General features: G+C 61.4%; 16 protein-coding genes. 10 read left to right on the top strand and 6 right to left on the bottom strand.

Annotation, left to right across the window (positions count from 1 at the left end; translation table 11 throughout):
- The first annotated feature begins 45 nt into the window (after positions 1-45).
- The 6 genes from DWB85_RS00855 to mutT all read left to right on the top strand — a co-directional run bounded on the left by DWB85_RS00855 (position 46) and on the right by mutT (position 6069).
- Positions 46-234 (top strand): hypothetical protein, encoded by a 189-nt coding sequence (locus DWB85_RS00855; RefSeq protein WP_117952268.1) that lies wholly within the window; start codon positions 46-48, stop codon positions 232-234.
- Positions 219-536 (top strand): type II toxin-antitoxin system RelE/ParE family toxin, encoded by a 318-nt coding sequence (locus DWB85_RS00860; RefSeq protein WP_117952270.1) that lies wholly within the window; start codon positions 219-221, stop codon positions 534-536. Before DWB85_RS00855 ends, DWB85_RS00860 begins: the two co-directional genes overlap by 16 nt.
- 157 nt (positions 537-693) lie before the next feature.
- Positions 694-1623, top strand: a complete 930-nt coding sequence (locus DWB85_RS00865) for a M23 family metallopeptidase (protein WP_117952272.1) — start codon at positions 694-696, stop codon at positions 1621-1623.
- An 86-nt stretch (positions 1624-1709) separates the two neighbouring features.
- Positions 1710-4430, top strand: coding sequence for a preprotein translocase subunit SecA (secA, locus tag DWB85_RS00870; protein WP_117952274.1), 2721 nt, complete (start codon positions 1710-1712; stop codon positions 4428-4430).
- 15 nt (positions 4431-4445) lie between these two features.
- Positions 4446-5672: a bifunctional glutamate N-acetyltransferase/amino-acid acetyltransferase ArgJ gene (argJ, locus tag DWB85_RS00875; RefSeq protein WP_117952276.1), complete on the top strand. Its 1227-nt coding sequence runs from the start codon at positions 4446-4448 to the stop codon at positions 5670-5672.
- The gene (mutT, locus tag DWB85_RS00880) at positions 5635-6069 is read left to right on the top strand and encodes an 8-oxo-dGTP diphosphatase MutT (protein WP_239017182.1); all 435 of its coding nucleotides are present in this window, start codon (positions 5635-5637) and stop codon (positions 6067-6069) included. The genes argJ and mutT overlap by 38 nt, the downstream gene beginning before the upstream one ends.
- A 348-nt stretch (positions 6070-6417) precedes the next feature.
- Here the strand turns inward: mutT and coaE are convergent, their stop codons facing one another.
- Genes coaE through pilB form a run of 4 tightly spaced genes read right to left on the bottom strand, consistent with a single transcriptional unit; the run spans position 6418 to position 10878 of the window.
- Positions 6418-7026 (bottom strand): dephospho-CoA kinase, encoded by a 609-nt coding sequence (gene coaE / locus DWB85_RS00885; protein ID WP_117952280.1) that lies wholly within the window; start codon positions 7024-7026, stop codon positions 6418-6420.
- A gap of 1 nt (position 7027) precedes the next feature.
- Positions 7028-7891 (bottom strand): prepilin peptidase, encoded by an 864-nt coding sequence (locus tag DWB85_RS00890; RefSeq protein ID WP_117952282.1) that lies wholly within the window; start codon positions 7889-7891, stop codon positions 7028-7030.
- 8 nt (positions 7892-7899) lie between these two features.
- Positions 7900-9120, bottom strand: a complete 1221-nt coding sequence (locus DWB85_RS00895) for a type II secretion system F family protein (RefSeq protein WP_117952284.1) — start codon at positions 9118-9120, stop codon at positions 7900-7902.
- Positions 9121-9162: 42 nt separating this feature from the next.
- The gene (gene pilB / locus DWB85_RS00900; protein WP_117952286.1) at positions 9163-10878 is read right to left on the bottom strand and encodes a type IV-A pilus assembly ATPase PilB; all 1716 of its coding nucleotides are present in this window, start codon (positions 10876-10878) and stop codon (positions 9163-9165) included.
- A gap of 535 nt (positions 10879-11413) precedes the next feature.
- Between pilB and DWB85_RS00905 the strand changes: the two genes are divergently transcribed.
- The 4 genes from DWB85_RS00905 (at position 11414) to DWB85_RS00920 (ending at position 16762) form a co-directional block, all read left to right on the top strand.
- Complete coding sequence (locus tag DWB85_RS00905) at positions 11414-11902, top strand: pilin (RefSeq protein ID WP_117952289.1); 489 nt, start codon at positions 11414-11416, stop codon at positions 11900-11902.
- Between the two features lie 299 nt (positions 11903-12201).
- Entirely contained in the window at positions 12202-13968 is a 1767-nt protein-coding gene (locus tag DWB85_RS00910) for a hypothetical protein (RefSeq protein WP_117952291.1), read from the top strand.
- Positions 13961-15883, top strand: coding sequence for a hypothetical protein (locus DWB85_RS00915; protein ID WP_117952293.1), 1923 nt, complete (start codon positions 13961-13963; stop codon positions 15881-15883). The genes DWB85_RS00910 and DWB85_RS00915 overlap by 8 nt, the downstream gene beginning before the upstream one ends.
- Positions 15884-15886: 3 nt before the next feature.
- Positions 15887-16762 (top strand): glycosyltransferase family 2 protein, encoded by an 876-nt coding sequence (locus tag DWB85_RS00920; protein ID WP_117952295.1) that lies wholly within the window; start codon positions 15887-15889, stop codon positions 16760-16762.
- Between the two features lie 30 nt (positions 16763-16792).
- Here the strand turns inward: DWB85_RS00920 and DWB85_RS00925 are convergent, their stop codons facing one another.
- Both DWB85_RS00925 and DWB85_RS00930 read right to left on the bottom strand, forming a co-directional pair.
- Positions 16793-18781: an acyltransferase family protein gene (locus DWB85_RS00925; RefSeq protein ID WP_162845957.1), complete on the bottom strand. Its 1989-nt coding sequence runs from the start codon at positions 18779-18781 to the stop codon at positions 16793-16795.
- Positions 18782-19126: 345 nt separating this feature from the next.
- Positions 19127-21310, bottom strand: coding sequence for a malate synthase G (locus DWB85_RS00930; RefSeq protein WP_117952299.1), 2184 nt, complete (start codon positions 21308-21310; stop codon positions 19127-19129).
- Positions 21311-21395 lie beyond the last annotated feature (85 nt).

The following is a 21395-nucleotide window of genomic DNA, read 5'->3' on the forward strand; positions in this document are numbered from 1 at the left end:
GTAAGCTTGGGTTGCCAGGCAGATCTGCTTGTAGGAGGCCCGATCATGCAAACCGCAAAACAAGACGTTGAGCACCTGCTCGATCAGTTGCCAGATGACAGTACACTGGAGGACATCCAGTACCACCTTTACGTGCTGGAGAAAATCAAGCGTGGTCAGCAATCCATAGCCGATGGTAAGCGGTATACCGCCCAGGAAGCCCGAGATCGCCTGGGCCGATGGATTACTCCGTAGTCTGGTCGGGCGACGCACTCGACGATATCGATGCCCTGGCAAAGTACATCGCGCGGGACTCACTCTTTTACGCGCAACAGGTCGTTACCGAAGTCATGGCGGCGGGGGATACGCTTGCCGGGCAACCGACCCGCGGGCGGGTGGTACCGGAGCTGAAAGAGCCGTCGATCCGTGAGCGCTTCATCTACAGTTACCGGCTAATCTACGAAATCCGCGACGCTGAGCGAGAAGTGCATATGCTGGCGGTGTTGCATGGCAAACGCCTGTTGAGCTCGGTGGCTCGCTTCCAGGAACAGGACTGATTGAGCGCTGATCAAAGATCTATCCATATGCTGCTGCGCCGGGGGAAATGAAAAGTAGGCGCCAGGGGGAAGCGTTTCACATCCCTGGCCCCGGTGCATGGTCAAGGCGAGGCTTTTGTGGCATAGTGCCCGGCCGAACTGCCTCGTGTCCGCGTAGATGAAAGTAATTCTCATTAGTCGCAAGCACGGGGGCTCTCGCTCCGTGGAACTGGGGCGCTGGTCCCGTGCCCTGTTATCCCTGTGTTGCCTGGGTTTGCCCCTGGGCATGGTAGCCGGTGGCTACATGCTGGGGCAGGAGAGCGAGGCCAATGCCATGCGCGGCATGGCCCTGGACAGCCTGCAGGACGAGCTCGAGCAACAGCAGGAAGAGCTGGCTGAACTGCAGAACCAGGCCGAGCGCAAGATGCAGGCCATGACCCTGGGCCTGGCCCAGCTGCAGGCGCGAATGACCCGTCTGGACGCCCTCGGCGAGCACCTGACCGCCATGGCGGACCTGGAAGAGGGCGAGTTCGACTTCAGCCGCCCCCCGGCCATCGGGGGTCCCATCGGCACCGAATTCAATGTCGAGTACGACACCGCGGACCTGAGCGCCGAACTGGGGCTGTTTGAGGCCCGGCTGTCGGATCGCGAGCAGCAGCTGGAAATTCTCGAGTCCCTGCTCGCCAAGCGCAAACTCGAGGAGCAGAGCTGGCTGTCCGGACGGCCGGTGGAAAAGGGCTGGATCTCCTCCTACTACGGCAAGCGCAACGATCCCTTTACCGGCAAGCCGGCGTTCCACCACGGTATCGATTTCGCCGGCAAGGAAGGCAGTAATGTCATCGCCGTCGCCGCCGGCGTGGTGACCTATACCGGCAGCCGCTCCGGCTACGGCGAGATGGTGGAGGTGTCCCACGGCGACGGTTTTGTCACCCGCTACTCCCACAACAAGGAATCCCTGGTGACCCCCGGGGACGTGGTGCGCAAGGGCCAGGCCATCGCCCTGATGGGCTCCACCGGGCGTTCGACCGGCGCCCATGTCCACTACGAAGTGTACAAGCACGGCCGCTCGGTCGATCCCTCCAGCTACGTGCGCCGCACCCGGCGCTGAACCACCCGCAGAGCGCATGAACATGCTCCCGCCCGCCGCGCACCGGCCGGTGGGTCGACCCGTATTCGAGACAAGTAGAAAAAGTGATGATTAGCAAATTCCTGAAAATGATTTTCGGTTCCCGCAACGACCGGGAACTGAAGCGCATGGGCAAGGTGGTCAAGAAGATCAACGCCCTGGCGGACGATATCAAGGCCCTGAGCGACGCGGAACTGGCCGCCAAAACTGCCGAATTCAAGCAGCAGCTGGCGGACGGCAAGTCGCTGGACGACATCCTGCCCGAGGCCTTCGCGGTGGTCCGCGAGGCCGGCGAGCGGGTGCTGGGCATGCGCCACTTCGATGTCCAGCTGATCGGCGGTATGGCCCTGCACGAGGGCAAGATCGCCGAGATGCGCACTGGCGAGGGCAAGACCCTGGTGGCCACGCTGCCGGCCTATCTCAACGCCCTGACCGGTAACGGCGTGCACCTGATCACCGTCAACGACTACCTGGCCGCCCGTGACGCCGGCTGGATGGGGCCGCTGTACGAGTTCCTGGGTATTTCGGTGGGGGTGATCCGCTCCGGCCAGTCCCCGGAGCAGAAGAACGCTGCCTACAGCGCCGACATCATCTACGGCACCAACAATGAATTCGGCTTCGACTACCTGCGGGACAACATGGCCTTCACCCTCGAAGACCGCATGCAGGGGCAGCTGGCCTTTGCCATCGTCGACGAGGTGGACTCGATCCTGATCGACGAGGCGCGCACCCCGCTGGTGATCTCCGGCGCCTCGGAAGACAGCTCGGAACTGTACAAGAAGATCAATCGCCTCATTCCTTCCCTGAAGCCCGATCTGGAGGGAGAGGAGGGCCATTACACGGTGGACGAGAAGCAGCGCCAGGTGGAATTGACCGAGGCCGGCCACGAGTTCATCGAGGAGATGATGATTCGCGAGAAGCTGCTGGACGCGGGCGACAGTCTGTACGCGGCCACCAACCTCAACCTGCTGCACCACGTGTATTCCGGCCTGCGCGCCCACGTGATGTTTCACAAGGATGTGGAGTACATCGTCCAGGATGGCCAGGTGGTGCTGATCGATGAACACACCGGCCGGACCATGCCCGGGCGCCGTCTGTCCGAGGGCTTGCACCAGGCCATCGAGGCCAAGGAGGGAGTGACCATCCAGAGCGAGAGCCAGACCCTGGCCTCCACCACCTTCCAGAACTACTTCCGCCTCTACGGCAAGCTCGCCGGCATGACCGGCACCGCCGACACCGAGGCCTTCGAATTCCGCCAGATCTACGGCCTGGAAGTGCTGCAGATTCCCACCAATGTCAAGCAGCAGCGCCAGGACCTGAACGACCTGGTGTACCTGAGTCGGGAAGAGAAATTCGACGCCATTGTCGCCGACGTGAAGGAATGTATGGGCAACGGCGCGCCGGTGCTGGTGGGGACCGCCTCGGTGGAGACCTCCGAGGAGCTGTCCGCCCGGTTCCGCCAGGCCAGTATCCAGCACAAGGTGCTGAACGCCAAATACCACGAACAGGAAGCGGAAATCATCGCCCAGGCGGGCCGCCCCGGCGTGGTGACCATTGCCACCAACATGGCGGGCCGCGGTACCGACATCGTGCTCGGTGGCAACCTGGACGCGGAGATTGCCGCCGCCGGTGATATCAGCGAGGGCCGCCGGGCGGAGCTGAAGGCCGCCTGGGAAGAACGTCACAAGCAGGTGCTGGAGGCCGGCGGCCTGCACATTCTCGGCACTGAGCGCCACGAGTCCCGGCGTATCGACAACCAGCTGCGGGGCCGGGCCGGGCGCCAGGGCGACCCGGGCGTGTCCCGCTTCTACCTGTCGCTGGAAGACAACCTGATGCGCATTTTCGCCTCCGACCGGGTCAAGAACTTCATGCAGGCCCTGGGCATGGAAAAAGGCGAGGCCATCGAGCACCGCATGGTGACCAACGCCATCGAGAAGGCCCAGCGCAAGGTGGAGGGACGCAACTTCGATATTCGCAAACAGCTGCTGGAATACGACGATGTGGCCAACGACCAGCGCCAGATCATCTACGAGCAGCGCAACGACCTGCTGGGTGAGGCCGATATTTCGGACACCATTACCCTGATCCGCGCCGACGTGGTGAACGAGGCCATCGACAGCCATATCCCGCCGATGAGTGTCGAGGAACAGTGGGACGTGCCCGGCCTGGAGAAGGCGCTGGAAGCCGAGTTTGCCATCAGCCTGCCGGTTCGGCAGTGGCTGGCAGAGGACAACAAGCTGCACGAGGAAGCCCTGCGCGAACGCATCGTGGGCGCGGTGCAGGCGGCCTACGACGCCAAGAGCGAAGCGGTCGGCCCGGACATGCGCAAGATCGAGAAGCAGATCATGCTGCAGGTGCTGGATACCCTGTGGAAGGAGCACCTGGCGACCATGGATCACCTGCGCCAGGGCATTCACCTCAGGGCCTATGCCCAGAAGAACCCCAAGCAGGAGTACAAGCGCGAGTCCTTCGCCCTGTTCGAGGAGCTGCTCAGCAACCTCAAGCAGGAAGTGATCCGCTTCCTCAGCCACGTGCAGATCCAGCGCCAGGACGAGGCGGCGCTGATCGAACAGCAGCGGCGGGAAGCGGCCGAGCGCGAGAAGCTGGCCTTCCAGCACGCGGAAGCCTCCGGCATGGCCAGTCCCGAGGCCGGGGCAGAGCAGCAGCCGCCGCAACAGCAGCCGCTGGTGCCGGAAACCTTCGTGCGCGACCAGCCCAAGGTCGGCCGCAACGATCCCTGCCCCTGTGGCAGCGGCAAGAAGTACAAGCAATGCCACGGCAAGCTGTGATCGGGGAGCAGGTACATGGCTGTAGGTGAGGATAAGCTGCCCGCGCTGTTGCCGGTGCCCGGTGTGCGACTGGCAACTGTTTCGGCCGGCATCAAGACCCCGGGGCGCAAGGACCTGGTGCTGATGGAACTGGCAGCGGGCAGCCGCTGTGCCGGGGTGTTCACCCGCAACGCCTTCTGCGCCGCCCCGGTTACCGTGGCCAGGGAGCACCTGGCACAATCCGCCGGCCAGCCGGCCTACCTGCTGACCAATACCGGCAACGCCAATGCCGGCACCGGCGAACAGGGCCTGGCCGATGCCAGGGCCTGCTGCGAGGCGGTAGCGGCCGCGGCGGGCGCCGATGCCAGCCAGGTGTTGCCGTTTTCCACCGGCGTGATCGGCGAGCCCCTGCCGGTGGCGCTGATCGGCGCCGCTGTCCCCCAGGCCGTTGCCGCTCTCGCCGCTGACGGCTGGGCCGAGGCCGCCGCGGGCATTATGACCACCGATACCCGGCCCAAGGGCGCCAGCGTGCAGTTCAGCTGCGAGGGCCGGGACTACGTGGTCACCGGCATTGCCAAGGGCGCCGGCATGATCCGTCCCAACATGGCCACCATGCTGGGCTACCTGGCGACGGACGCGGCGGTGGGCGCTGAGCTGCTGCAGGGCATGTTGCGCCGGGCGGTCGACATGTCCTTCAACCGCATTACCATCGACGGCGATACCTCCACCAACGACGCCTGTGTGCTGGTGGCCACCGGCGCCGCCGGCAACAGCGAGCCGGGCAGTGCCGACGAGCCCCTGTGCCGCGCCCTGGCGGATGCCGTGGAGGAGGTCTGCGTGACCCTGGCCCAGGGCCTGGTGCGCGACGGTGAGGGCGCCAGCAAGTTTGTCACCGTCGAGGTGAACGGCGGCGCCGCCGAGAGCGAGTGCCTGGACGTGGCCTTTACCATCGCCCACTCGCCGCTGGTGAAAACCGCGCTGTTCGCCTCCGACCCCAACTGGGGCCGGCTGCTGGCGGCCATTGGCCGCGCCGGGGTGGCGGACCTGGATGTGAACCGGGTTGGCGTTTACCTCAACGAGGTGCTGATCGCGGAACAGGGCTGCCGGGCCGCCTCCTATACCGAGGAGCAGGGCGTGGCCGCCATGGCGCCGGAGGAGATCGTCATCCGTATTGAACTCAATCGCGGCGACGCGACCGCCAGGGTCTGGACCTCGGATTTCTCCTATGACTACGTGCGCATCAACGCCGAGTACCGCACCTGAGATGCAGCGGGTGCACGTGGCGGTTGGGGTGATCCTCGACCCGCAGCAAAATATCCTGCTTACCCGGCGCCACGGGCATGTCCACCAGGGCGGCCTGTGGGAGTTCCCCGGCGGCAAGGTCGAGCCCGGCGAGAGCCTGGCGACCGCACTGGCGCGGGAGTTGCGGGAAGAGCTGGATATAGCGCCCGAGCGCAGCTCGCCGCTGCTGGCCATCCACCACGACTACGGCGACAAGTCGGTGCTGCTGGACGTGCACGTGGTGTGGCAGTTCAGCGGCGAACCCAGGGGCCTGGAAGGGCAGCCCCTGGCCTGGGTGCCGGTGGCGGAGCTGCAGGATTACGCCTTTCCGGCGGCGAATGAGCCGATTATTCCGGCGATCAGGGAGTTACTCGGCTGAGCTTGGCCAGCCTGGTTGTTCCAATTCAATCCTTGAGTCTTCCCGCTGCTATTCCGGCGCTATTTTTGTCATTCCGACGCTTTTTTGGTCATTCCGGCGCTTTTTTGGTCATTCCGGCGCTTTTTTGGTCATTCCAGCGCTTTTTTGGTCATTCCGGCGTACGCCGGAATCCACCTCTCCGCCATTGCTAGAGCCCTGGGCAGTGGATCCCGGCGTTCGCCGGGATGACAAAATGCCGGTGTTAAGAGTTCCCGGGATGACAAAATGCCGGTGTTAGGAGTTCCCGGGATGACAAAGTGGCACAGGGTTGACGAAGTGGAACCGGGATGGCGTTGGTAAGAGCCTGCTTTAGCCGCCCCCAAGCTCCGCCCGGGCCAGGAACTCCTTGTGCAGTTCTGCCACCACCCCATCCAACTCTTCCAGTGACCGGGAATTGTCGATCACGATATCGGCCTTGTCCAGCCGCGCCTGGCGCGGCATTTGCGCCGCCATGATGCGCCTGACCTGGGCCTCGTCATTGTTGTCGCGGGCGACGGTGCGCTGCAATTGCACCTCCTCGGGCACATCCACCACTACCACCAGGTCCGCCAGATCTCCCTGGCTGGTTTCCAGTAACAGCGGTGAGGCGAGAATCACGTAGGGCGAGTCGGCCGCCTGCAACTGGTCGCGTATTTCCTGGCCGATCAGCGGATGGGTCAGCTGCTCCAGCCAGAGCCGCTCGCTGTCGTCGGCAAACACCTTCTGCCTGAGGGCGGCCCGGTCCAGGCTGCCGTCGGCGAGGAGGATGTCAGCGCCGAAGTGGCCGGCGATGGCGGCCAGGGCCGGCCTGCCGGGTTCTACCACCACCCGCGCCGCCAGGTCGGCATCGACCACGGTGATGCCCCTGTCCTCGAAGCGCCGGGTGACCGCGGACTTGCCGCTGCCGATGCCGCCGGTAATGCCGATTACCAGGCCCATGTCAGTTGAAGCCCGTGGCGCTGAAGTAGGCGCTGGTCAGTGATTCGCCCCAGAGCAGGGCGATCCAGCCTGCCGCTGCCAGGTAGGGGCCGAAGGGAATGGGAATGTCCCGGCCGCGGTTTTTGGCGATCATCAGGGCGATGCCCACCACCGCGCCCACCAGCGACGACAGCAGGATGATCAGCGGCAGCGCCTGCCAGCCCAGCCAGGCCCCCAGGGCGGCGAGTAATTTGAAGTCGCCGTAGCCCATGCCCTCCTTGCCGGTGAGCAGCTTGAACAGCCAGTAAACACTCCACAGGACGAGGTAACCGGCCATGGCGCCGATAACGGCGTCCTGGAGGTCGGCGAAGGTGCCGAACAGGTTGAGCAGCAGGCCCAGCCACAGCAGGGGCAGGGTGATATCGTCCGGCAGCAGCTGGGTGTCAATATCGATCATGGTCAGGGCGATCAGGGCCCAGGTGAACACCACCGCCCCCAACAGGGCGGGCGAGGCCGGGAAAAACCAGGCCAGGGCCAGGGTCAGCAGGCCAGTGGCCAGTTCCACCAGCGGGTAGCGCAGGGAAATTCTGATGCCGCAGTTGGCGCAACGACCGCCCAGCAGCAGGTAGCTCAGTACCGGAATATTCTGCCAGGCCCGGATCGGCGCCTTGCAGCTGGGGCAGTGGGAATTGGGAAAGGCCAGGCCCAGGGGTTGTTCCTGCGTTTCCCGCTCCAGTTCCAGCAGCTCACAGCAGTCACGGCGCCAGCGCGATTCCATCATGATCGGCAGTCGATGGATGACCACGTTGAGGAAGCTGCCGATCACCAGGCCCAGCGACAGCAGGCACAGGTAGAGCAGCCAGCTGTGCTGGTTGAGTGCGTCCAATGTACGGCCTAGATAACCGATCCGAGCATGAAGATTGGCAGGTACATGGCGATCAGCAGGCCGCCGACCAGTACACCCAGTATGGACATGATCAAGGGTTCCAGCAGGGAGCTTAAGTTGTCTACAGCGTCATCCACCGCCTGCTCGTAGTGGTCGGCCACCTTGCCGAGCATGTCATCCAGGGCGCCGGATTCCTCGCCGATGGAGACCATCTGCATCAGCATGTTGGGAAACAGGCCAGTGGCCTTGATGGAGTTGTACAGGGTGGAGCCGGTGGTGACGTCGTCCTTGATCTGGCGAATGGCCTTGGCGTACACCGAGTTACCGGCGGCGCCGGCGGTGGATTCCAGGGCGTCAACCAGCGGCACACCGGCGGCGAAGGTGGTGGCCAGGGTACGCGAGAAGCGGGCGATAATGGCGTCGTGGACAATACCGCCGATGATGGGGAACTTCAGCGCCAGCTTGTCCAGCCACTCGGAAAAGCGCACCGAGCGGAACTTGAGCTCGCGCAGCCCAAAGGCGATGGCGACCATGGCCAGTAGCCCGATAAACCACCATTCCTGCACGAATTCCGAGATATTCAGCACCCACTGGGTGAAGGCCGGCAGGTCGGAGCCGAAGTTCTGGAAGGTGCTGGCGAACACCGGGATCACCTTGATCAGCAGAATCAGGGTGACAATGACCGCGACCACCATCACCGCGATGGGGTAGGTCATGGCCTTGCGGATCTTGGCCTTGAGGGCCTCGGTCTTTTCCTTGTACGTGGCGACCCGGTCCAGCATCACTTCCAGGGTACCGGATTCCTCACCCGAGGCGATCAGGCTGCAGAACAGCTCATCGAAGTGACGCGGGTGCTTGGCCAGTGACGGGGCCAGGCCGGCGCCCGAGGCCACGTCGTTCTTGATCTCGGTGACCAGGGTGCGCATACGCGGCTTTTCCAGGCCGTCGGCGACGATCTCAAAGCTCTGCACCAGCGGCACACCGGCCTTCATCATGGTGGCCAGCTGGCGGGTGAAGATGGCGATGTCGGCGGCCTTGATCGCCTTGCCCTGGCCGGAGCCGAACAGCGGTTTGGGCTTCTTCTTGACCGTTCTCGGCTTGATGCCCTGCCGCCGCAGCTGGGCCTTGGCCATTGCACTGCTGCTCGCTGATATCTCGCCCTTGGAGTTGCGCCCGTTCTTGTCGACGCCGCTCCAGGTAAATACATCGCTACCTGTTGCCGTTGCCATAGTGTCTATCGCCCCTGTTCCAGTCCTTTAGTTATATTGTGCTCAGTCCACCGTGATCCGGTTGGCTTCTTCCAGCGTGGTGACGCCCTGGGCCACCTTGCGCAGGGCCGACAGCCGCAGGGTGTTGAAACCCTCGGCGGTGGCGGCTTGCTGAATTTCAATGGAGTTGCCTTCTTCCATGATCAGGGTGGCGATTTTCGGTGTTATCCGCACCACCTCGTAAATACCGACCCGCCCCTTGTAGCCGTCGTTGCATGCCTCACAGCCCACCGCCCTCATGATCCGGGCGTCGGCCAGCTGCTCCTCGCTGAAGCCCTCGTGGATCAGGGTGTCGTGGGGAATATCGGTGGCGGGCACCGCGCATTCCTTGCACAGCCGCCGCGCCAGGCGCTGGGCGATGATCAGGTCGACCGAGGTGGCCAGGTTGAAGGACGGCACCCCCATGTTGAGCATCCGGGTAATGGTCTCGGCGGCGCTGTTGGTGTGCAGGGTGGAGAGCACCAGGTGGCCGGTCTGCGCCGCCTTGATGGCGATTTCCGCTGTTTCCAGGTCGCGGATCTCACCCACCATGATGATGTCCGGGTCCTGGCGCAGGAAGGAGCGCAGGGCCTCGGCAAAGTTTAGGCCGACCTTGGGGTTTACGTGCACCTGGTTGACCCCAGCCAGATTGATTTCCACCGGGTCTTCCGCGGTGGAGATATTGCGTTCCGGGGTGTTGAGGATATTCAGGCCGGTGTACAGCGATACCGTTTTACCGGAGCCGGTGGGGCCGGTCACCAGAATCATGCCCTGGGGCTGGTTCAGCGCCTTGAGGTACATCTCCTTCTGTTCCGGCTCGTATCCCAGGGCATCGATGCCCATCTGGGCGCTGCTGGGGTCGAGAATACGCAGCACGATCTTCTCGCCGAACAGGGTCGGCAGGGTGTTGACCCGAAAATCGATGGCCCGGTTGCGCGACAGCTTCATCTGGATGCGGCCGTCCTGAGGCACGCGGCGCTCGGAGATATCCATCTGCGACATCACCTTGAGGCGGGCCGCCAGCCGCGCCGACAGGTTGCGCGGCGGCCGCACCATCTCCCGCAGCACGCCGTCGGTGCGGAAGCGCACCCGGTAATCGTGCTCGTAGGGCTCGAAGTGAATATCCGAGGCGCCCTGCTTGATGGCGTCGATCAGCACCTTGTTGACGAAGCGCACGATGGGGGTCTCGTCCACCGCGTCATTGCCCTCGTCGGCGTCGCTCTCGCCGGAAGAAACATCAATCCCCTCGAGGTCTGCCGCCTCGATATCGTCGAGCCCGTCGCTGAGGGAATCCTGGGTGTCCACCCAGGTGTTGATCATCTTGGTGAGGGCGCGCTCTTCCAGCAGCACCGCATCGGTACTGATGCCGGTGTTGAACTTGAACTCGTCCAGGGCCGCCAGGTTGGTGGGGTCGGAGACGGCGATAAACAGCCGGTTTCCGCGGCGGAGCAGCGGCAGGGCGTGGTGCTTGAGCACCAGCTCAACCGGCACCAGGCCCTGGGGCATAACGTTGAGGTCGAAGCAGCTGGTGTCGAACTGGGGTACGCCAAATTCCTGGGAGGCCACCGCCGCCAGGCGCTGGCTGTCCACATTCTTCTTCTCCACCAGGAAGCTGACCAGGGGAACCTGCTCCATGGACGCCTCGCGCTGTGCCGCGGCCGCCTCCTCAGCGGAGATCAAACCCTCGGCAACCAGCCTGCCCGCCAGACCACTGAGCTGCCCTATACCCTTGTCATTCATTGCCGCCCATATTCCCCGGATGTATGAATCGTGCTTTTATAGTTTCACCTGTTGAGTATAAACACTGGCCCCGACGCCTCATAGCCCCTGTCAGCCTTTGATTGGCGAAATCTACAGGTTTTCCAGCCGGTGCCAAAGAGCAGGCATCGCCTTTACTACGTCATCCCCGCGCTCCCGTCATCCCCGCGCTCCCGTCATCCCCGCGCGCCCCAGGGCACTTTCTCTTGCGCTTGCAGCGCAATTCACCTTGCAGGCGGGGATCCAGTGACTTCGAGTGCCCATCACAAGCCCAAAAGTGACAAAATTCGTCAGCTAGTGACAGTCGCGGCAGAAACCCAGGGGCACCGCCGAGACCAGTCGACTCGCCTGAATGTGTTTGTAAGCTCCTGATATTAAAAAGATAAAAATATTTCCTCACCCATCACCCACAAACCTGGCCCAATCCCTGCATCCATACCCGGGCACACTGGCGACACCGCATTGCCCACCGGCAGGCAGGTCCCAAACGCAATCATTCTCAATGGAGTAGGGAAACATGAACATTCAGAAAACAGCTCAAAAGGGTTTTACCCTGATCGAACTGATGATCGTGATCGCGATCGTCGGTATTCTGGCAGCCATCGCACTGCCCGCCTACCAGGACTATATCGTCCGGTCCAAGATGTCTGAGCCGGCTGCGGCACTAGCTGAGGCGAAGACGTCGGTGGCGGAGTTTTATGCAACGAATAACTATATGCCAGAAGATGCATCCAGGGCAGGGATCATCACCAATCCTGATAAGCCTTTCGTGACTTCGTTAGGTTATTCGTCCACTGTGCAGGCGGGTCTACCTTTTATCACGGCAGTCATTACTGATGGTGTGATTCCCGGTGGAACGTTCCCTCAGGGGTTTTCGCTGTCAGGTGTTACCGGAGCGGGCAATACCTTGAAGTGGGTCTGTAAAGGCTCAATCGCAGGGGTATATTCTGGCGGAGCTGTTGGTACGATTGAATCCAAGTACCTCCCATCTAATTGCCGTAACTGATTCTGAGCAGTTGAGATTGGTAGCCCGGTTCAACCGGGCTTTTTTTATTTCCCGGAAATCTCTTTATGATCGGCAAGCGATTGACTGGAGGAGCTTCGATCCGTGAGGTAACCGCGTTTTTGCTGTTATTTGTTTTGGTCAGCGGATCGTATTTTCCGGGCTTTTCTGGGCCATTATTGTTTGATGATGGCCCTGCACTGACCTCTAATCCATACTTGAGAATTCAGGGTGCAGAGCTCGATGAATGGCGGACCGCCACATTCAGCTCCGGTTCCGGAATCACTCGCAGACCCATACCCATGGCCAGCTTCGTGGCCCAACGGGTCAGCTCCCAGTCAATAGACGCTTTTGACCTGAAACTGGGAAATCTCGTCGTTCACCTGCTGTGTGGCGTCCTGGTCTTTGTTCTCGCGGGGCAGGTGCTCAGGCGATTGGGTGGTTCAGCGGCCGGGAATAACTGGCAGTGGGTTGCCCTGCTGGCGGCAGCGCTGTGGCTGCTGGCGCCCCTGCATGTGTCCACGGTGCTTTACGCCGTACAGCGAATGGCCCAGTTCAGCACCCTGTTCGTGCTCGCCGGGCTGGTACTGTACATATCCCGCCGCGAAAGCTGGGCCAGGGAAACGGCAGGTGCAGGCCAGATTGTCGCGACCTCACTCTGGCTACTCCTCATCCTCACCCTGGCTGTGTTCAGCAAGGAAAACGGGATTCTCCTGCTCTGGCTGATAGCGGTCATCGAGGTCACCCTGTTCCGGGGGATGTGGGGCGGGCGTCATTCGAAGGTTATTCACAATCTCGGCATCCTCGCGCTGGCGGCTCCCGCCTTGCTCTGTATCCTCATTCTTTTGCTGGCGCCGGAGATGCTGCTTGCCGGCTACGCGGGCCGTGAATTTTCGCTGGAAGAGCGGCTGTTAACCCAGGCCAGGCTGTTGTGGCAGTACCTGTACTGGCTGCTGGTGCCCAATATCAATCAGATGGGCTTCCAGCACGACGATATCGTGCTCTCCACCGGCCTCCTGGCGCCGCTGACCACCCTGTTTTCCCTGCTTGCCTGGGCCGCGTTAATCGTTGCTGCCTGGCTGCTGCGGATAAAGGCCCCGCTGCTGCTCTTCGCGGTGTTGTTCTACCTGGTCGGCCACAGCATGGAGTCAAGCCTGTGGCCGCTGGAGATGGTCTACGAGCACCGCAATTACTTGCCCAGCGTGGGAATATTTATCGCGGTTGCATATTATCTTTCACGGGCGCTAGCGCACGCCGCGAAGTATGTTAATCCGGCGGTTCCGGTGTTCGCTGTGCTGGCCACCTGCGGCACCCTGCTGTTCCTGCGGGTGCATGCCTGGGCAGAGCCGGTGCGGATGAATGCGATCAATGTCAGCAATCACCCGGAATCACCCCGTTCCCACTTTTTTATGGCCGAGGCGCTGTTGAACCGTTATAGCGCCGAGCGGGAGGCGGGCATTGCAAAACCGGAAGAGCTAACACCTTACCTAGTGCTTGCGCGACACCACCTGGAACTGATGTACAAGCTCAACCCCCGGGACGTGGCGGCCCTGGTCATGCTCTACTACATGGATAGCTACCATACAACCAAGTTACCGGGCTCGCAGGACTGGTACGGGGAGTTGCTCGCACTGTTAACAACCCGGCGCCTGCAGGCGTCTGATATTTCCGCACTGGAAACCCTGCTCGACTGCATTATCCAGGAGTATTGCCCGGCTTCAGACGCCCAGGTGGAGGCCTTGTTCTCCACACTTGCAAGCCGTTATCCCGACAATAGCAATTTCACCCTGCAGCGTTATCGCTACCTTGAAGCGAGGGGCTATCTGTCGGAGCAGCGCAAGGCCCTGCTCGCAACTGCGGAGCAGATGCAATCGGGTAATAAGCGTATCTATCAGACACAAATAAACGCTTACCAGCAGGCCAGCGATACCTCCGACGTTTTGGAGGCGACGCGCAAGTGGCTGCTGCATGATCCCAAGCGCAGGGACCTGACCGAGATTCGTCGTCTGTTCCGGGGTCCCGTCCAGGGTGGTGATATGGCAGTGCAGGGCGCAACGCCGGATGCCTGAGTTCAAACGCGCGCGCGAGACCCCGGCCGTTATCCTGAGTGTGGCGGCAGCGCTGCTGCTGGGGGCCCTGGCTGCCTGGATCTACGCCCCCGGTATTCACGGCCCCTACTTGCTGGATGATTTTTCCAGCCTGGGCCACCTGGACAATCTTGTCGATACGCCCACCTGGTCGCTGGATTATGTGTTCGGCGATACCTCCGGCATGCTGGGGCGGACGGTGTCCATGGCGACTTTTGTCCTCGATACCCTGGTCAGCGGCGGAGCGGCAGAAGCGGCGAAGCAGGTGAATATCTACCTGCACCTGCTCACCGGCCTGCTGCTGTGGGGGTTTCTCGCCCTGTTGCTGTCGTTTGTCCCGGTGCGCTTTCCGGTCACCGCGGCGCTGGCGTTTACCGCAGTGTGGTTACTCGCTCCCCTGCAGGTGAGCACCGTGCTTTACCTGGTGCAGCGCATGGCCATGCTGGCGGCCCTGTTTTGCCTCGCCAGCCTGGTTTCCTACCTGCTGTGGCGGCGCAGCCAGCTGCATGGCCGGCCGCAAGTACTGTATTTACTGTTTGTGCCGGTGTTCGGCGCGCTGGCGGCACTGTCGAAAGAGAACGGCCTGCTGTTTATCCCCCTGGTATTGCTGCTCGAGGCCTTCTGGCTGCAGTTTGCCGACGGCCGCGGCGGCATCGACCGCCGGCTGCGTACCATCACCCTGGGGCTGATCGGGCTTGGCTGTGTGGCGATTAGCGTACTGCTGCTGTGGCAGTGGCAGTGGCTGCAAGCAGCGCACGGGTTACGGGAGTTTAGCCTGGAGGAGCGCCTGCTGACCCAGTTGCGCATCCTCTGGGACTATGTCGGCCAGTTCTACCTGCCGGATATTGCCCGGCTGGGCCTGTTCCACGATGACTACCCGGTCTCTACATCGCTGGCGGAACCGGGCACCACCGGGCCGGCGCTACTGGCCTGGGCGCTGGTACTTGTCGCCTGCCTGGCGGCTTGGTTGCATCCATGGGCCCGCCGGATTGCCTTCGGCGCCCTGTTCTTTATGGCGGGCCATAGCCTGGAATCCACGGTGTGGCCGCTGGAGCTGTACTTCGAGCACCGCAACTACCTGCCGTCAGTGGGCCTGGTGATCCTGCCCATGGCGATTTACCTGGCTGCCGTGGAAAAATGGCCGGAGACAGGCAGGCCGCTGCTGGCCTGGGTCTGGGTATTCGTGTTCTGGCTGGCGCTGCAGACCAGTTCCCAGGTGCAGATCTGGTCCAGCGCGCCCCTGCTGGCCATGCAGCAGGTCAATGGGCACCCGGAATCATCCCGGGCCAACAAAGAGTACGCCTCGCAGCTGGCCACGGCGGGTGCGCGGGAAGCGGCTTTGAAATATTCCAGGCTGGGCTATGAGTCCGCCCTCAAGCACCCTGCGGCCGCCGACGAACACTTCGGTGACTACAAGCTGCGGGATGTTGCCATTGCCTGTATCGCCCGGCAGCCCCTCAGGCCGGACGAGTACCAGCAGCTGGGGTCGGTAAACCCGTCCCGGCCATTGGGGCAGGTGTCTACGCTGAGTGTGGTCATCAAGCTACGCCAGGGCGACGCCTGCCCCGCTTTCGACTGGGACGGCTTCCTCGATCACCTGGCGGGGCTGTACCTGCACGAGTACGACACCAGCCTCGCCTCGGCGCAGATGTTCTCCGCCCTGGCCATGCTGGCCAACGCCCAGCAGCGCTGGCAGGACGCCTACCAGTACACCGCACGATTCCTGGACCTGGCCCCGGACAATATCCGCGGCATGCTGATGCAACTACACTTCACCACCGCCCTCAATCGCCGCGACGAGGCCGATGCCCTGATCGCGCGGTTGCAAAAACTGCAGGATGCCGGGAAACTGAAGCGCAGCGAACAGGATACCCTGGCGCTCTACCTGGAGAACTAGCGTTTGAATTTTTCCATTGTGCTTCCGGCAAAAGACGAGGAACAGGGCCTGGCGGCGACTCTGCCGCGGCTGCGTGCAAGCTATCCGCAGGCGGAGATCATCGTGGTCAACGACGGCTCCCGGGATCGTACCGCCGAGGTGTGCGACGAACACGGGGTGACGGTGGTCACCCATCCCTACCCCAAGGGCAATGGCGCGGCGATCAAGTCCGGCGCGCGGGCCGCCAGTGGTGACTACATCGTGTTTATGGACGGCGACGGCCAGCACGATCCCGCCGATATCGAGAAGCTGCTGTACAAGCTGGAGGAGGGCTACGACATGGTAGTCGGCGCCCGCGGTGGCCGGGAGGACCAGGCCAACCTCGCCCGCTGGAGCGCCAACAGTCTGTATAACCGGCTCGCCAGCTGGATGGTCAACCGCAAAATCGACGACCTGACCTCCGGCTTCCGGGCGGTCAACCGCAAGAAATTCCTCAGTTTCCTCTACCTGCTGCCCAACGGCTTCAGCTATCCCACCACCTCCACCATGGCCTTCTTCCGCGCGGGCTACTCGGTGGGTTTCGTGCCCATCAAGGTGGCGAAGCGGCTGGGTAACAGCCACATCAACCTGCTGCGGGACGGGGTCCGCTTCTTCCTGATTATCTTCAAGATCGGTACCCTGTACTCGCCGCTCAAGGTGTATTTCCCGGTGGCGGTGGTGGTGGGCGGTCTCGGTATTCTCAATTACGTTTTGAGCTTGCTGACATCGGGGCACATGCGCTTCAGTAATATGAGTATGCTGTTAATCCTGTTCGGATTGATCGTATTTCTCATCGGTTTGCTTGCTGAGCAGTTGACCAACCTCCAGTACAAAGAACTTGACCATGATGGACATGAATAGACCGAATGGTTCTGTCTTTATCTTCGTCGCTTAATTTTTAGTAAGGACTTTGCTAGCCAGGGGCACCAGTTCCCTCACGAAGGTATCTGTCAAGTGTTGGCTGTCTCGAAAGGTCACAGTGCCTTGGGGCGAGATGGCCGAACAGATGCCGCCCGGGCAAACTAATTCTGTAAAGGCCAGTAAGTGGGCAGAGGTAAAGTTGCTGGCAGCTGTCGCCAGGTAACCATGAATCCTGGCTACGTGTTCTAGTGGTTTCGATGAGCCACAATGCTGGGCTAGTCGCTGTACTGTTGCGGGCGTAGCGCTCTCTGATTCAAGTGCCCTCATCAGGCACCCAGGTCCGTTAAATGGAAGTGCGGGCGTACCGACTAATATATAAGTGTTTTGGGCCGCAATTGTTACCTTGTCAAGGATTCGCTTGGTCCCCTCAATCCACTGGACGCGGTTAAACTTTTCAGTGTTGCCACTGCCCAGAATCAAAACGTCTGGTTCGATGTTTCCAATCGCCTCGATAACGCTGTTTCGCCAATTTGTACAAACCGAATATGTTGAGCCTATTCGTTCATAGAAAAAGTCTTCGTCCACGATTGGGCATGCCGATTTGGTGTAAACCAGAATTCGCCATTCAGGGGGAGAATAGATTTCTGCGAAAAGCGTGAACCACTGGGCAAGTACACTGTCACCCAGCAAAACAATGGTTTTACCATAGTTGTCCGCCCGAAATTCGCAGGGGACCGCTTTCTCACTGCTGTACCAGGTATCACACCCATATCCATAAATAATTGGCATGTCCTTTTTCGCCTGCTGGATATCAGCCGCGATGGTGGACTCATTGACCAGGTCGCCTTCCGTCTGTACGAGATTAATTGTCAATGTACCCAAGAGTACAGCGGTCAGTGATCCGGTGAATACAGTTCTGGGTTTAAAGAAACTAAATCGACCGTGCCAGAAAGGTCGCTCAATCACAACGTACGATATTGATGCGGCAATCAAGGAAATCAAAATCAGGATAAAAGAGGCAGCCGTGTCCTGAAAAATATTGAGAAGACCTGCGATAGTGAAAATCGGCCAGTGCCAGAGGTACCACGAATAGGATCTATCACCGATCCAGACGACCAGGCTATTTCCCAGTACAGAACTGTGGCGATTTGTGTTGATGCTCGCCAAAATCAATGCCGTACCCAACGTGGGTAGTATTGCCCAGAAACCAGGGTAGCTGTTCCTGGCAGGGTCAATTAGCGTTGCGGCGACGAGAAGAGTTGCCAGCCCAGCCCAGCGCAGGAACGTATCAATTCCTATTGTTTTCTGAAATGAATACCCTCCGGGTATCGCAGCGGTAAAGAAAAATACAAGCGCACCCAATGCGAACTGCCAGATCCTGGCGGGCATCAGATAGTACGCCCACATGGGCTTGATTTCTGTCCACCAAATGGAGGTAGCCATGCTTATGGCTGCGATGCTCAGGAGGTAGACCAGGACTGTTGGTCTCGCACGATATTTATCAGCAGCGTCAGGTTTTATGGAAAGGCGGAATATTGCGAGCAGCAACAGAGGCCACAACAGGTAAAACTGTTCCTCCAGCCCCAGTGACCATGTGTGAAGAAACAGGTCTGAGGTCTCCAACTCGTTAAAATAGTCGATATCACGGAAAGCGAAGAACAGATTGCTGGTCCACGTTAGAGCGAATAGCGCTGATCTTGAACTGGTGGAACTCTCCTGACTGGAGAGCAATATCGACGCGGCCACACTGGTAAGCAGTATCATCGTCAGCATTGCCGGTAGCAGGCGTTTTAGCCGACGCGAGTAAAAGTTGTGTAGGCGTATCGTTCCAGTTGAGTGGTATTCTCGGTAAAGAATTCCGGTGATCAGGTATCCAGATAGGACGAAGAATACGTCGACACCGATGAATCCCCCTTGCATGCCGGGGATACCAGCATGCGCCAGTATCACCAGAATAACCGCAATGGCGCGTAAGCCCTGGATGTCCCGCAAGAAAAAGCTATCCGTGCTTCTGACCACGTCCAATCCCCTGAATTATGTCTGTTTGGTTAGCCGCATATGCAGTGTACGGCTTTCTTTTGTGAGCATAGTAGCGTACATCAAACCTTGGCTACACATGATCCTCAGTAGGGGATATTGGTTACCACATCAAATATATTAGAGCACACTTCCTCTAATAAGTGTCCGTCCGGAAGCGCCGGTTATGATCCCCACCAGTCATTCCCGCGCAAGCGGCGGCCGGCGCTCCGGGAAGCCAGTGTCTGCAAGGGGTCGCTGGATCCCCGCGTGCGCGGGGATGACGAGAATGTAAGTTTCCGGACGTACACTAATTATTTATCGAAACCGCTTGTGGGGATTTTTCGATCAGCTTTTGAGGTATTTCGCCTTCGCCTCCCGCCGCCGGGCATGCAGCACCGGCTCGGTATAGCCGCTGGGCTGGTCCGTCCCCAGGAACACCAGATCGCAGGCGGCCTGGAAGGCGACGCTGGCGTCGAAGTCGGGGGCCATGTTGCGGTAGGCCGGGTCGCCGGCGTTCTGCTCGTCCACTACCACGGCCATGCGCTCCAGGGTCTCGCGCACCTGGGCTTCGCTGCACACACCGTGGCGCAGCCAGTTGGCCAGGTGCTGGCTGGAAATGCGCAGGGTGGCGCGGTCTTCCATCAGGCCCACATGGTTGATATCGGGGACCTTGGAACAGCCCACACCCTGGTCGATCCAGCGCACCACGTAGCCGAGGATGCCCTGGGCGTTGTTGTCCAGTTCGCGCTGGATGTCCTCCGGTGACAGGCCAGCGGCGCCCTTGAGGGGAATGGCGAGGATGTCATCCAGGGATGCCGGTGTCCGCTGCTTCAATTCTTCCTGGCGCTCGGCCACATTCACATCGTGGTAGTGCATGGCGTGCAGGGTCGCGGCGGTGGGCGAGGGTACCCAGGCGGTGCTGGCGCCGGCCATGGGATGGCCGATCTTGGCGCTCATCATCTCCGCCATCAGGTCGGGCATGGCCCACATGCCCTTGCCGATCTGGGCCCTGCCCTGCAGGCCGCAGGCCAGGCCCTTGTCCACGTTCCAGTCCTCGTAGGCGTTGATCCAGGGCTCCTGCTTCATGGCGCCCTTGGGGGTCATGGCGCCCGCTTCCATGCTGGTGTGAATCTCGTCGCCGGTGCGGTCGAGGAAACCGGTGTTGATGAATACCAGCCGTTCCCGCGCCACCCGGATGCACTGCTTGAGGTTGACCGTGGTGCGGCGCTCCTCGTCCATAATGCCCACTTTCAGGGTGTTGCGGGCCAGGCCCAGGGCGTCCTCGACGCGGTCGAACAGCTTGCAGGTAAAGGCCACTTCGTCCGGGCCGTGCATCTTGGGTTTGACGATGTACACGCTGCCCCGGCGGGAGTTGCGCGCGGCGCCGGCGTCCTTGTTGAGGTCGTGCAGGGCGATCAGGGCGGTGAACATGGCGTCCATGATGCCCTCGGGAATCTCCTTGCCCGCGGCGTCGAGGATGGCCTCGTTGGTCATCAGGTGGCCGACGTTGCGCACGAACAATAAGCTGCGGCCGGGCAGGGTGAGGGTGGAGCCGTCGGCGGCGGTGAATTCCCGGTCCGGGTTCAGTGTGCGGGTGGTGGTTTTGCCGCCCTTGTCGAAGCTGTCCTTGAGGTCGCCGCGCATCAGGCCCAGCCAGTTGCGGTACACCACGACCTTGTCCTCGGCATCCACTGCGGCCACCGAGTCCTCGCAGTCCTGGATGGTGGTCAGCGCCGCTTCCAGCACCAGGTCCTTGACGCCGGCGGTATCGGTGGCGCCGATCGGGCTGGCGGGGTCGATCTGGATCTCGATGTGCAGGCCGTTGTGGCGCAGCAGGATGCTGTCGGGCTGGTCGGCGCTGCCGCTGAAGCCGGCGAACTGGCTACTGTCCGCCAGGCCGGTTCTGTCGCCGCCTGGCAGTGCTACCTGCAGCTGGCCGCCCGCCACGGTGTAGGCTGTGGCCTGGCTGTGGTCGCCGGCCGCCAGCGGGCAGTGTTTGTTGAGAAAGTCGCGGGCATAGGCGATTACCCGGTCACCGCGCACCGGGTTGTAGGCGCCGGCCCGTTCAGCGCCGCCGTCCTCGGCAATGACGTCGGTGCCGTACAGGGCGTCGTACAGGCTGCCCCAGCGGGCGTTGGCGGCGTTGAGGGCGTAGCGGGCGTTCATCACCGGCACCACCAGCTGCGGCCCGGCGAGGGTGGCCACTTCCGGGTCGACGTTGTCGGTGCTGATGGCGAAGTCCTCGCCCTCGGGCAGCAGGTAGCCGATGTCCTGTAAAAAGGCCTTGTAGGCGGCCCGGTCGTAATCCGCGCCGGGATTGGCCCGGTGCCAGTCGTCGATTTTCGCCTGCATGTCCTCGCGCACCGCCAGCAGGGCGCGGTTTTCTGGGGCCAGGTCGCTGACAATGGCTTCCAGCGCCTGCCAGAAGTGCGCCGGATCCACGCCGGTGCCCGGGGCGATGTCGTTTTCGAGCAGCTGGTGGAGTACGGTGGCAACCTGCAGGCCACCTTGCTGGATGCGATCAGTCATGGTGCGTTCCTTGTAAAACGGAGGCGGAGGGCGGGCCCTCGTGGTATCGATGCTGATTCTAGGAGTCGGGGTAAGATTTAGCTAA

Origin of the sequence: Seongchinamella sediminis (genome assembly GCF_003457605.1) — a bacterium.
GTDB lineage: Bacteria > Pseudomonadota > Gammaproteobacteria > Pseudomonadales > Halieaceae > Halioglobus > Halioglobus sediminis.